The 12,304-nt window shown below is 71.4% G+C and carries 12 protein-coding genes; 11 read left to right on the plus strand and 1 reads right to left on the minus strand.

Annotated elements, in window-relative coordinates:
* Window positions 1-109 precede the first annotated feature (109 nt).
* From FHU34_RS32410 to FHU34_RS32435, 6 genes are all read left to right on the plus strand, one after another.
* On the plus strand, window positions 110-775 hold the full coding sequence (locus FHU34_RS32410) for a response regulator transcription factor (protein ID WP_145786400.1): 666 nt from the start codon (window positions 110-112) through the stop codon (window positions 773-775).
* Entirely contained in the window at window positions 772-1,836 is a 1,065-nt protein-coding gene (locus FHU34_RS32415; RefSeq protein WP_244312072.1) for a sensor histidine kinase, read from the plus strand. The genes FHU34_RS32410 and FHU34_RS32415 overlap by 4 nt, the downstream gene beginning before the upstream one ends.
* A gap of 70 nt (window positions 1,837-1,906) precedes the next feature.
* Entirely contained in the window at window positions 1,907-2,932 is a 1,026-nt protein-coding gene (locus tag FHU34_RS32420) for a threonine ammonia-lyase (RefSeq protein WP_145786401.1), read from the plus strand.
* Window positions 2,929-4,059, plus strand: coding sequence for a D-alanine--D-alanine ligase family protein (locus FHU34_RS32425; RefSeq protein ID WP_145786402.1), 1,131 nt, complete (start codon window positions 2,929-2,931; stop codon window positions 4,057-4,059). The genes FHU34_RS32420 and FHU34_RS32425 overlap by 4 nt, the downstream gene beginning before the upstream one ends.
* Window positions 4,056-4,733, plus strand: coding sequence for a M15 family metallopeptidase (locus FHU34_RS32430; protein ID WP_145786403.1), 678 nt, complete (start codon window positions 4,056-4,058; stop codon window positions 4,731-4,733). The genes FHU34_RS32425 and FHU34_RS32430 overlap by 4 nt, the downstream gene beginning before the upstream one ends.
* Window positions 4,734-4,789: 56 nt before the next feature.
* Window positions 4,790-5,464, plus strand: coding sequence for an RlpA-like double-psi beta-barrel domain-containing protein (locus FHU34_RS32435; RefSeq protein WP_145786404.1), 675 nt, complete (start codon window positions 4,790-4,792; stop codon window positions 5,462-5,464).
* A gap of 34 nt (window positions 5,465-5,498) precedes the next feature.
* On the opposite strand, the gene FHU34_RS32440 is transcribed toward FHU34_RS32435, so the two are convergent.
* Entirely contained in the window at window positions 5,499-6,740 is a 1,242-nt protein-coding gene (locus FHU34_RS32440) for an SUKH-3 domain-containing protein (RefSeq protein ID WP_145786405.1), read from the minus strand.
* Between the two features lie 79 nt (window positions 6,741-6,819).
* Between FHU34_RS32440 and FHU34_RS32445 the strand changes: the two genes are divergently transcribed.
* The 5 genes from FHU34_RS32445 (at window position 6,820) to FHU34_RS32465 (ending at window position 12,153) form a co-directional block, all read left to right on the plus strand.
* Window positions 6,820-7,242 (plus strand): YbaB/EbfC family nucleoid-associated protein, encoded by a 423-nt coding sequence (locus tag FHU34_RS32445; protein ID WP_145786406.1) that lies wholly within the window; start codon window positions 6,820-6,822, stop codon window positions 7,240-7,242.
* Entirely contained in the window at window positions 7,239-7,571 is a 333-nt protein-coding gene (locus FHU34_RS32450) for a hypothetical protein (protein ID WP_145786407.1), read from the plus strand. Before FHU34_RS32445 ends, FHU34_RS32450 begins: the two co-directional genes overlap by 4 nt.
* A 16-nt stretch (window positions 7,572-7,587) precedes the next feature.
* Window positions 7,588-11,613: a toxin glutamine deamidase domain-containing protein gene (locus FHU34_RS32455; protein WP_145786408.1), complete on the plus strand. Its 4,026-nt coding sequence runs from the start codon at window positions 7,588-7,590 to the stop codon at window positions 11,611-11,613.
* Entirely contained in the window at window positions 11,585-11,878 is a 294-nt protein-coding gene (locus FHU34_RS32460) for a hypothetical protein (protein WP_145786409.1), read from the plus strand. The genes FHU34_RS32455 and FHU34_RS32460 overlap by 29 nt, the downstream gene beginning before the upstream one ends.
* A 134-nt stretch (window positions 11,879-12,012) precedes the next feature.
* Window positions 12,013-12,153, plus strand: a complete 141-nt coding sequence (locus FHU34_RS32465; protein WP_208745234.1) for a hypothetical protein — start codon at window positions 12,013-12,015, stop codon at window positions 12,151-12,153.
* Window positions 12,154-12,304: the final 151 nt, after the last annotated feature.

Here is a 12,304-nt window from a genome sequence, read left to right on the forward strand (position 1 = left end):
GTCCCTGGGGCAATGCCGTGGACGATGGCTGTCGGCGGGTGCTTACAGAACCCTTAACCCGGGCCTGCCACGGTATGCCGGGTAAGCGGAACGCGGGGGAGCGGACGACGTGCGGGTGCTGGTGGCGGACGACGAGCGGTTGTTGGCGGACACGGTGGCCGAAGGGCTGCGCCGCCTGTCGATGGCCGTGGACGTCTGCTACGACGGTGACGGTGCGTTGGAGCGGATCGGGGTGAACCGCTACGACGTCGCGGTGCTGGACCGGGACATGCCAGGACACACCGGTGACGAGGTGTGCCGCAGCATCACCGACGCTCAGGTCGGCACGCGGGTGCTGCTGCTGACCGCTGCGGCCGGCATCCGGGACCGGGTGGAGGGTCTCGGGCTCGGCGCGGACGACTACCTCACCAAGCCGTTCGCCTTCGCCGAGCTGGTCGCCCGGGTACAGGCCCTTGGCCGCCGGTCCACGCCGGCGCTGCCACCGGTGCTCGCCCAGGAGGGCCTGGTGCTCGACGTGGGTCGGCACACGGCCACCCGGGACGGCCGCCCGCTCGCGCTCAGCCCGAAGGAGTTCGCGGTGCTGCACGTGCTGCTGCGCGCGGACGGCCAGGTCGTCAGCGCCGAGGATCTGCTGGAGCAGGCCTGGGACGAGTTCGCCGACCCGTTCACCAACGCGGTACGGGTCACCGTGATGACCCTGCGCAAGAAGCTCGGCGATCCGGCGGTCATCCACACCGTTCCGAAGGCCGGCTACCGCATCGGCGGGACGGCGTGACCTGGACGCCCCGACGTCGGGTGCTGCTGGTGGGTCTGCTGGCACTGCTGGCCGGGCCTGCGCTGCCGGCCATCGGCAAGTGGGTGGCGGCGATGACCTGGACCTGGGGGCAGCAGTTCTGTGACCTGCCGATACCCGGGCTGTACACGGTCTGCGCGGACGCGCGCCCGGGGGCGTTCGTGCTGCCCCTGGCGGCCGTCCTGCTCGTGACAGTGGCCGCGCTCGTGGGGGTCTGGCTCGGCGCGGTGTGGTGCCTGCGTCCCGTCCGTGACCTGACCGGCCCCATCGAGCATCTCGGCCCGCAGAACCTCGGTCACCGGATCCGGCCCCGGGGCCGCGACGAGCTGGCCCAACTGTCCCGGGCGATCGACGCGATGATGGAACGCATCTCCGCCGGGTACGACGGGCAGCGGCGGTTCGCCGCCAACGCGTCGCACGAGTTGCGTACGCCCCTCGCCGTGCAGCGGACGCTCATCGAGGTCGGCATGGCCCGAGCGCTCAACGGCGAGCAGTTGGAGTTGTTGACCGGCCAACTGCTGGAGACCAACGAGCGCAACGAGCGGCTGATCGAGGGTCTGCTCGCGCTCAGCGAGAGCGACCAGGGCCTGCGGTCGCGGATACCGCAGCGGCTCGACACGATCGTCGAGGCGGTACTCGCCGGCTACCAGGACCGTGCCCGGGAGGCCGACGTCACCATCGACACCTACCTCGCGCCCCGGATCGTCGTCGGCGAACGGGTGCTGCTGGAACGCCTGGTCACCAACCTGGTGGAGAACGGGATCAAGTACAACCGGCGGGGCGGCTCGCTCACTGTCACGGTGAGCGGCGAACCCGCGCTGTCGGTGGTCAACACCGGTCAGCCCGTGCCGGCCGAAGCGGTGGCCGGTCTCTTCGAGCCGTTCCGCCGGCTGGCCCGGGACCGCACCTCGCAGGGCGGGGGCGCCGGCCTGGGCCTGGCCATCGCCCGCTCGATCACCCAGGCGCACGACGGCATCATCGCGGCCCGGCCCGCCGAGCACGGCGGCCTGAGAGTCGACGTCCGACTACCCAACCCGCACTAACGCTTCCACCACACCGCCGGGGTCCGCGTACCGCTGGACCCCACCTGCGGCGTGCCCGAAAGGAGAAACGATGTCACGCACCGTTGGCCAGGTCCGGGTCGATGTCGAGGGGGCCGCCGCCTGGCTCGCCGGTCGGGTGGTCCGCACTCCGGTGCTGCGGTCCCCGGTGATCGACGATCTGGCCGGGGCGCGAATCCTGCTGAAGGCGGAGAACCTGCAGAACGGCGGCTCGTACAAGATGCGGGGCGCGCTGCGGGCGGTCGGTCGGCTCGCCGCGGCCGGCCACACCGGTGTGATCGCACAGAGCACCGGCAACCACGCGATAGCGGTGGCGTTGGCGGCCCGGGAGCACGGGCTCGCGGCGACAGTGGTCCTGCCGGTCGACGCGGCACCGACGAAGGTCGACCGGGCCCGTGCGGCGGGGGCACGTGTGGTGCTCGCCGGCACCGACGTCGAGGAACGGGTGACGACGGCCAACGAGCTCAGCGACGAGAGTGGTCACCCCGTCGTCGACGCGTACGACCACCCGGACGTCATCGCCGGGCAGGGCACGGCCAGCCTGGAGCTGATCGAGGAGGCCGAGCGCGCGGGCACACCACTGGACGCGCTTGTCGTACCCGTCGGTGGTGGTGGTGGGGTGGCCGGCGCGTGCCTGGCCGCGGCCGGCAGAGGCATCGAGGTGTACGGCGTGGAGCCGGTGGGTTGTGACTCGCTCGCCCGCAGCCTGGCGGCCGGTGTGCGCGTGCCGGTCGCGTCGGCGCCCACGATCGCGGACGGGCTGCGGCCGTCCTGCGTGGGTGAGCTGCCGTTCGCCATCGTGCGCGACGCGCTGCGCGGGGTCGTCCGGGTCGACGACGACGAGATCAGCGCGGCGTTCCGGCTGATCCTGATGGAGTTCAAGGTGCTCGCCGAGCCGTCCGGTGCGGCCGGCCTGGCCGGTGCGCTACGGCTCTCCGGCGACGCGGGCGTGGGCTTCGGCCGGCGGCGGACGGCCGGCGTGGTGCTGACCGGCGGGAACGTCGAGGCGTCGCTCCTGGCGCGGTTGGTGGTCCAGCGGCCCATCGCCGTGACGGCGGCGGAAGGGGTGGCGGCGTGAGCGCGCCCATTCGGATCGGGATCCTGTTCGGTGGTCCGTCGGCGGAGCACGAAGTGTCCTGCGCGTCCGCGCTCGGTGTGGCCCGGGCGCTCGCCGGCAGCGGTTACCGCACGGTCGCCATCGGCGTCACCCGCAGCGGCGGGTTCCGGCTGATGCCCGACTCGGTGCTCGCCGAGTTGCGGGACCGGCCGGCCGGAGAGCGGGCCATCGACGACCAACTGGTGGTGACCGGCCCGGCCGTCGAGCTCCGGAGTGGCCCGTGCCCGGGAGTCGTGCAGGTGGCCGCCGGCAACGCACCCGGCGCCGTGCACGCCGAGCTGGACGTGGTCTTCCCGGTGCTGCACGGGCCGTTCGGTGAGGACGGTGTGGTGCAGGGGCTGTTGGAGTCGCTGAACGTGCCGTACGTCGGGTGCGGCATCCTCGCCTCCGCGGTGGGCATGAACAAGGTGGCGATGAAGCGGGCGTTGCGGGCCGAGGGCATCCCGGTCACCCCGTACGTCGCCTTCGACTCGCACACCTACCGGACGGCCGACGACCCGGAGGAACTGGTCGTCGGGCTGCGCCGGCCACTCTTCGTCAAACCGGCCAGCATGGGTTCCTCGATCGGCATCACCCGGGTCGGCGAGGGCGACGACCTGGCCGCCGCCGTGGAGGAGGCGCTCCGCCACGACCAGCTCGTCATTGTCGAGCAGGGGGTCACCGGTCGTGAGCTGGAGTGCGCGGTGCTCGGCGGCTCGCGCCCCGAGGCGTCGGCGGTCGGTGAGGTGCGGGTCGCCGGGGGCTGGTTCGACTACCAGCAGAAGTACTTCGGCGACGCCGACCCGATGATCGTTCCCGCTGTCCTGCCGGACGAGGTGACCGAGCTGATCCGTGACCTGTCACTGCGCGCGTTCGCCGCGATCGGTGGTTGGGGCCTGGCCCGCGTCGACTTCTTCTACGACGAGACGACCGGTTCGGTGTACGTCAACGAACTGAACACCATGCCTGGTTTCACCGCGCACTCGATGTACCCGAAGGTGTGGGCCGCTGTCGGTGTCGGTTACCGGGAGGTGGTGGACCGACTCGTCGAGCTGGCCCGCGTCCGGCACGCCGGACGGCCCGCGACGACGGCGGGGAGCATCCGATGATCCTGCTCTCCGATCCCCGGGTGGCCGCCGTACCCAGTTCCGACGACGGAGACCCGCTGGTCGACCTACGGGCGCTGCCCGAGTTGCGCCTCGACGGCCGCGCGGTCGACCCCGCCGGGGCGTACGCCCGGCTGCGCGCCGAGGTCGTGGACCGCCTGCTGGCCGCGCAGCGTGCCCTGCCCGCCGGGCTGCGCCTGCTGGTGGTCGAGGGTTACCGGCCGTACCAGTCGCAGCTGGCCATCTTCACGGGTTACCGGGACGAGCTGCGTCGCCGGCACCCGGACTGGTCCCCGGAGCGACTGCATCGCGAGACCACCAAGTTCGTCTCACCGGTCGAGGTGGCCCCGCACAGCACGGGTGGGGCCGTTGACCTGACACTGTGCACCGACGACGGCGTGGAACTGGACCTGGGCACGGCCATCGACGCCACCCCGGAGGACAGTGCCGACGCCTGCTTCACCGACGCGCCCACCATCAGCGCGACCGCCCGCCGAAACCGGCAGATCATGGTGGACGCCCTCGGTGGCGCCGGGATGGTGAACTACCCGACCGAGTGGTGGCACTGGTCGTACGGGGACCGTTACTGGGCGCTGATCACCGGGGCGTCACGTACCCGGTACGGGCCGGTGGACCTGACCGTCGCTAGATCGATTCCCGTGCCGGCTGAACGGTAGGCCCGTCCCGTCCGTACCAGGCGGTGACGGAAACACCGAGGACGGGAGTGACGGCGATGAGGGTGCAGCGCAAGCACGTGCTGGCGGCGAGCGTGGCGGTGCTCGCCGCGGCGGGTGTCGCGGTGGGGACCAACCTGGGGTTCGCCGGCACCGCCCCGACACGGTCGTCCGTCTGCTCCGGCTCGGTCACCTTCTCCGCGGAGGGCGGGGCGCCTGCGGCGACCAGCGACCGCTTCCCGGTGGGTACCCGGCTGCGGGTGACGAACCTGGACAACAACCGGGCGGCCACCGTGACGGTGACCGGGCCGTCGGGTAGTTGCGTGCTGCTCAACGCCGCCGCCATGGAGCTGGTCCGGGAGCCCGGGAAGAACGTCATCCGTCGCAACGTGGTGGAGCGCCTCGACGGTGCCGCGCCGCCTGCCGCCGCACCGGCACCCGGAACGGTACGCCCCGGTGCCGCGTCGCCCGCCGCGTCCGGCCCGGCACCCCGGTCGGCGTGCTCGGGTGCGATCACCTTCTTCGAGGAGGCCGCCGGACCGGGGGCCACCAGCGGGCAGTTCCCGGTGGGTACCCGGCTGCGGGTGACCAACCTGGACAACAACCGGGCGACCACCGTGACGGTGACCGGCCCGTCGGGCAGTTGCGTGCTGCTCAACTCCGCCGCGATGGAGCAGATCCGCGAGCCGGGCAAGAACCTGGTCCGCCGCAACACGGTCGAGGTGCTTCGCTGATCTCGGAGGCGGGGCCCGTGCACCGGGCCCCGCCCTAGTCCGCCTGCCAGGTGCCGTCGTCGCGGACGCGAGCCGGGGCACGGCCGAGCAGCAGAGTGGTCAGTGCGGCGTCGATGGTGTCGCCGAGGAACCACTCGCCGGCCTGGTCGAGCGCGAAGACCCGACCCCGCTCGTCGACTGCCAGGATGCTGTCCTGCTGCTCGGTGCCGATCGGGAAGAGGCGTACGCCGAGCACCGCGCCGAAGTCCGCGAGTGTGTCGGCGGTGTGCGCGATCATGTGTGGGCGGATGTCGAAACGCGAGATCCACACCTGCTCGCCCCGGCCGCGCCGGGCGCCGACCAGGCTGGGAAACGCGGTCAGCGCCTCCACAGCCGCCGGAAAGACCGTGTGCTGGTGGGTCGCCCCCGGCACCGCTGTCACATCCCGCACGGCTGCGGCGGCCATTATCTGATCTCCGATGTGCGGTCGCCAGCCGGCCGCGACCAGCGCGTTCGCGACCTCCGTCGGGAAGCGACCAGGGTCGGGATCGGTCGCCGCCGGCGCACGCCAGGTCTCGGTGTACGCCCGAGCCGACTCCGGCAGGACGTTGGCGCGGATCAGGAAGGTGATGCACGATTCGCAGGGCAGTTCGGCGGGACCACCAGCCGGATCGCCGGGCTCACGGATCCGGAAGATCTCGAATCGGGCGCCCTCCAGCAGCGCCGCCGCCTCGGCCCGACCCATCGGCGCAATGCCTTCGGCGGCCCGGCGGTGGTCGTACTCGTGCAGCACGTCGGAGACGACGATCAGCTCGGCGTGAGCCTCCCCGCCCCGGACCAGATCGCCGGGGGGCAACTCGTCGAGATAGCTGCGGACCAGCGGGTGATGATTCAGCGGGACGTCGCCCTTCGCGCCCTCCGCCGTCCAGATCCGCCCGTCGATGGTCAGGTGCGCGGACGTGTTCGGGGTGGCCACCCGGTGGATCTCCCGGACCAGCAGACTCGACGGATCGACGGTGCGGGGAGCGGTCGGCCCGGACGGCTGGCTGCGCCGGTACAACTCCGCCACCACGTCGGTCGGCACCCGTGGCCAGGTGGTAACCGTGCCGGTCTGCTTGTCGATGACCGTCGTCGGCAGGTCCCCGGGGACCGTCCGCACCTCGGTGGGCACGACGGACGTGATGACGTAGCCGAGGTCGAACTCGTCCACCATCGCTGTGCACTCGTGGCCCAGGCGCCGCGAGTCGCGGCGGGCCCACGTGGCGGCGAGCTGTTCGGCCTGCTGACGGTCGATCACGCTCTGAAACTACCGGACTACACGGATCGATGGCAGCCGGTATGGTGCTGCTCTACCGACGGTGACGGGAGGAGCGGCGGTGAGCGAACACGTGGACCGGCACGCCAACCGCGAGCTACGAGCCCGATTCGACGACGTGTACGGGCAATACCAGCAGCTCAGGTCCGGTTTGGACAACCTGCAGACACGGCTCGCCGAGCTCCGGGTGACCCGACGGTCGGCCGACGGTCAGGTCACCGCGACAGTGGGCGCCCGCGGCGAGTTGGTCCAGGTGGAGCTGGCGTCGACCGTCTACCGCGAGCGCGACGCGGGGGCACTCGGCCGAAAAATCACCGAAACGGTCCACGCCGCCGCGACCGCCGCAGCCGACGCCACCCGCGACCTCGTCGCCGAGAGCATGCCAGCCGGCTCCGGCTCGGTGGAGTTCCTGCGTACCGGCAACTACGCGGCCCTGCTCGGTCGAGCCGACGCGGTGCTCGGCAGGCGTGAGGTGAAGGAATGACCGACGGGCAGCTCTGGCTCGATCCGTCCCGGGCGCGTCGGGGTGGCGCCGACCTGGGGCTCGCCGGCGAGGCGGTGACGGCCCGCCGAGCGGCCGAGGGTGGTGCGATCGAGACCGCCAGCGGTGCCAGACCGTGGGGCCGCGACGACATCGGCGCCGCGTTCGAGCGCAACTACCGCGAGATCGAGCAGACCGTCATGCGGGCCTGGGCGGGTGTCGGGCACCGGCTCACCGAGCTGGGTGGCGACGTGGTCCGCGCGGTCGACGCGAGCGTGCAGACCGACGGGGCCAACGCCGCCCGCTTCGGCCGGCTCACCGACCAGCCCTGACGGCCGGGGACACCCGATGAGCGTGCTGCCCAGCCCGATTCCGCACCCACTGGACCTCGCACTGTGGGACGTTCCAGGCTGGATCTACGAGGCCCTCGACTGGGTCGTCGGTGTGCAGTGGCCGGAGGGCAACGAGCGGGCCGTCTGGGACGTCGCCGACCGGTGGTACGACGTCGCCTCGGTGCTCGCCGGCCCGCAGACCGACGCCGCCGCGGCCGCCGTCGAGGTGCGCAACGGCTACGGCGGGGTCGGGGCCGTCGACGCGGCATTCGAGGCTGCCTGGCGAGGCATCGCCGAAAACCCCGACGCCCCGCTGCCCGTGCTGCTCGCGGTCACCGCCGACCTCGGCCGCCTGGTCGAGGAATGCGGGTGCGACATCGAGGGCGCCAAGCTCGAAGTCTGGATCGAGCTGGGCATCCTGGTCATCGAGTTGCTCTCGGTGGCGGTCGCGGCGGTGCTGACCGCCGGTGCCGCCACCCCTGCCGCCGGCGCGGCGATCGGCGCGACGCGGCTGCTGGTCCAACAGATCATCAAGCGGTTGATGGGCCAACTGGCCAGCAAGTCGCTCAAACACGGGCTCCGGGAGGCCGGCGAGCGAGCCGCCAAGGAGGTCACCCGCGAAGGGGTGCGGGGGCTCGCCAAGCGGGCCGCCCGCGAAGGGCTGGAGGAGGCCGCGGAGGAGAGCGGCGTCACGCTGGCCACCCAGGCGTACCAGAACTCCACCGGGAGGGCGCACGGCCTGGACCTGACCGACCTCGGCGCGTCGGCGGTCGGCGGGATGGCCGGCGGGGCGGTCGCACCGCTCGCCGGGCTCGGCCGCCACGCGACGGGGCGAGCGGCCCGAGTCGGTGAACACCTGGGGCGGGAGATGACCGGCGAGGTGCTCGCCGACAGCGCTGCCAGCCTCGCCACCGGCCAGGGCCTGACCTCGATGGAGGACGTGGCACGCGCCGCCGCGTCCGGAGCCACCGGCTCGGTGACCGGCCAGACCGACCACGCGCTACGCGCCCGGCTCGACGCACAGACCAACGCCCTCGCCGGGGCCTCACTGGTCGGCCCCGCACTGCCGTCGGTGGCGGCGCTCGGGTCCTCCTCTTCTTCCGGGGCGAGTTTGGATGGGCCTTCTTCTCCGGTCGTTCCGACGCAGACCACGCCATCGAACGACGTGGTCCCGCTACGCGCCGACCCGCCGGCCGTCGCCGACGTGCACGTATCGGCGTCAGCAACGGTGGGCGCCAGTTACGACGTGGATCGCGTCGACGATCCGCTGCGCGCGCCCGAGCCGATGCCGTCGACGAACGCACAATTCCTGACGGACGCGGCCATCACACAACCGGTCGCGGCCGGTCAGACACCACCGGCGGTGGCTGCTGATTCGGCACTGCCTGCGGTGGCCGTCGATCCGGTGCTGTCATCGGTGGCTGCTGCTCCGGCGCTGTCCTCGATGGACTCCGGTCCGACGCTGTCGCCGGTGGCCGCTGATCCGACGCTGCCGCCGGTGGCCGCTGATCCGACGCTCTCGTCGGTGGCAACCGATCCGAGGCTGTCGTCGGTGACCGCTGATCCGAGGTTGTCGTCGGTGGCCGCACCCGTGGCCGGCACCGTCGAGCCGGTTGGCGGGCCGGCCACCGGTGTCACGCCGGGCCAGCCCGCGAGCCCGCCGCACACCGCCGGTCCGGTCGCCTGGTCTCCGTCGACCGGCGCGCCCACACCGACAACCGTCCCCGGCCCGACGCCGCCGGGCACCTCAGCTGCCCCGCTGGTCGGGACGACCCCGACGGTGGTGGGCCGTTCCGCAGTGCCGTCCCGCGCAACCACATCAACAGTGCGCGCACCGGCCCCGGCACCCGAGCATCCGGCCCGGGGCAGGGCGTCGATCCCCGTCGACCTGGTCTTCGGCGATCCGGTCGTGTCGGCAACGGAGACCGACGACTTCTACGCCGCGCAGTGGGCCGCCGAGGCCGAAGCCGCCGAGCGGCGGCGGTACCAGGGCCACTACGAATCGCAGCGGACCGGCTTCGAGCACAACCGCCGCCAGGCAGAGGCGACCCGACTGCGCGCCCGGGCCGCAGAGCACGATCGCAGGGCAATCGAGTACGCCACCTACGCCCGACAGTTGCACCAGGCAGGTCACCGGCAGTGGGCCGACGGCTGGCAGCGGGCCGCGAACGACGAAGCACGCGCGTACGCCCAATGGCGTGACCTGGCAGACGCGGTGCTGACCGGCACCACGGCACCGCCGGTCGTGGACATCGACGCCGCCACCTTCGAACACGCCAACCGGGACGTGGGCGCGCTCGCGCTCGGCGCTGTGGAGACTTCCGGCCCGTCCCGGCTCACCGGCGACGACGATCCTCCACCGATCGACGACTCCCGGCCGTACGGGCAGCCTGGAGGGCTTCGCCCGCCGCTCGCCCTGCACCAGGTCGACGTGGAACGGCAGATGCCCCGCGAGCAGGACGGCACCATCACCCGCACCGCCGACCCCCGCAGGGGCGGCTGGTTCCGGCTCCTCAATGACGGAGGTCCCGCCGCCGACGCCACCCGGGGCATCAACTGCCTGGACTGCACGCTGTCGTTGTTCGAGACCTGGGTCCACGGGCGGCCCCGGGTGTCCGCGCCCCGCACCTTCGACGGCTACCTGGACGGTGACATCCGCCGACCCATCCGTGGCGAGGCCGGCGGCCCAGGCCGGGTGGAGGACATCACCGGTGGGCGCTTCCAGCAACTCCTCGCCCCGTCCGGCCAACGCACGTACGCCGAGCAGGCGCGGCAGGCCGCCGACCGGGGTTACCGCAACCTGCGAGACCAGCTGCTCCTCGGAGGCCACGGCAGCTACGCGTTCCTGGTCACCGAGTGGGCACACGGCGGTTCGCACGCCTGGGTGGCGCTCAACCAGAACGGCACCGTGCTCTACGTCGACCCGCAGACCGGTGTGGTCCGGGACCGGCCGTTGTACCCCGACGTGGTCGGCATCGACGCGCTGGTGCTGGGCGGCGACGGCCGACCGATGCCGCTCGGCGGGCTACCCCGAGGCCGGTTCAGCGAGCGGCCGGACCTCCCGGACCACCCCTCGACGTACGACAGCGGCGGCCACGGTGACCCGTACGTCAACCGGATGTACCTGCTCCTGGACGGCCCGGGCTCGGCGGGTGTAGGTGACAGTGCGGCGACCTCGGGCCACTCGGACCAGCCACCGACCGACCTCAATCTGCTCACGACTGCGGAGTTGGCTGCGCTGACGGAGCTTCGCGAGCGGGCCCTCGGAGCCGCTGATCAGGTCGAGGATGCCCTGGCCCGGGTCGGGCGGAGTGTGGCTGACACGCTCGGCCTCGGTGAATCGATCCGACTACGGGGTCGAAGGTTTCGCGTCAAAGGGCTGGAATCGCTGGCACGGAAGTATCTCGACGAAGCCCGCCTCGCCGAGATCGACGTGATCGAGTTCGCGTCCGAAGTCAACGACGCCCTGAGATTCTGTTTCGAGATGCCGCCCGGTGAGCACTACACCGAAGCCGTCGAACTGGTCCTTGCTGGGCTGGTAGAGGCTGACTTCTCAGTGCCAAGTTCAACATGTAAGAACTTTTGGCGGCCGGGGAATCGCTTCTATGGATTGAACTGCACCCTCCGGTCGCCCGACGGGATGCTGATCGAGTTGCAGCTGCACACCCCGGCATCACGAGAGGCGTGGTTGGCAACCCACGGAGAGTATGAGGTCGTGCGACGGCCGTCGAACAGTCCGGAACGGCGAATCGACGCGTTTCTGCGGATGCTTGTCGCGAACCGCGAGCGCGGCCTGCCGGATGCTCTGCCGGCCGGACTGGACCTCCGTTTCCGCCCGAAGGACGCCACTTTCGCGAAATGGATCAGCCAGAACCCCGACGCTTGGCGTGAGTATCGCGGCTGGCTGAGTCGGCATGGGACAAGTCTTGCGCAGGTTGTGCGGGAGTTTGAGCTAGGGTCTCGTGACTTCCCGGTAGCACCGCACGTTGCCGAAGAGTTGGAGCGGGAGATTGTTGAGCTACTACGTGATCTACCGGACTGATGAGCAAGGAGAGCCGGCGGGTCTCTTCGTCATGGACGCGGGGCACGGACAGGCCGTTCTCTGGGACCATCGCGCTCGCGCCTGGGCTTATGACCCTGGTCTCGTTGTGCGCTTCCTCGACGACTACCGGAATTTCGACCGCTACAGGAACGTGAGCCGCGCCGAGGCTGAAGCGGTGGCCGAGACGGTCACCGGCGGCGAGAAGTTGCCCGCCGAAGGCGAGCTACGCGCCATGTTCGAAAGCGGTGCCGGAGCTGACCGTTGAGGCCGACGCACGGCGATCTCCACTACGACTTCCGATCAGGACTCGGTCCACCTTAGGGGCTTGGGCGCGGACCCGGACATCGCGAGAGCGGCGTAGGCATTGCTCCGCGAGTTGGTCGACGGGAGGGAGGGCCAGTGACGGCCGAAGGGTTGGACGCTCGGTTGGTGCTGGCGGGGGAGCGTTACGAGCAGGCGGTCTTCGGTGGTGACGCGAAGTCGTTGGACGAGGCGGAGCGGGACCTGGCGGCGCTGGAAGCGGATGTGGGTCTTGCCTGACCGGCGGTCTCCGGTGGCACGGTAAGCGGGCGGGGTGGGCGCGAGAGTTGGTGTGTCCGAATAAGATCGACGCATGGCGAGATCCGGCTCGGAGAGCACCTGGTCCACTGTCTGGGCATGGCCGGTTGGCATTGCGATCGGTTTGGCTGTC

This window comes from Micromonospora taraxaci (genome assembly GCF_007830095.1).
Lineage (GTDB): Bacteria > Actinomycetota > Actinomycetes > Mycobacteriales > Micromonosporaceae > Micromonospora > Micromonospora taraxaci.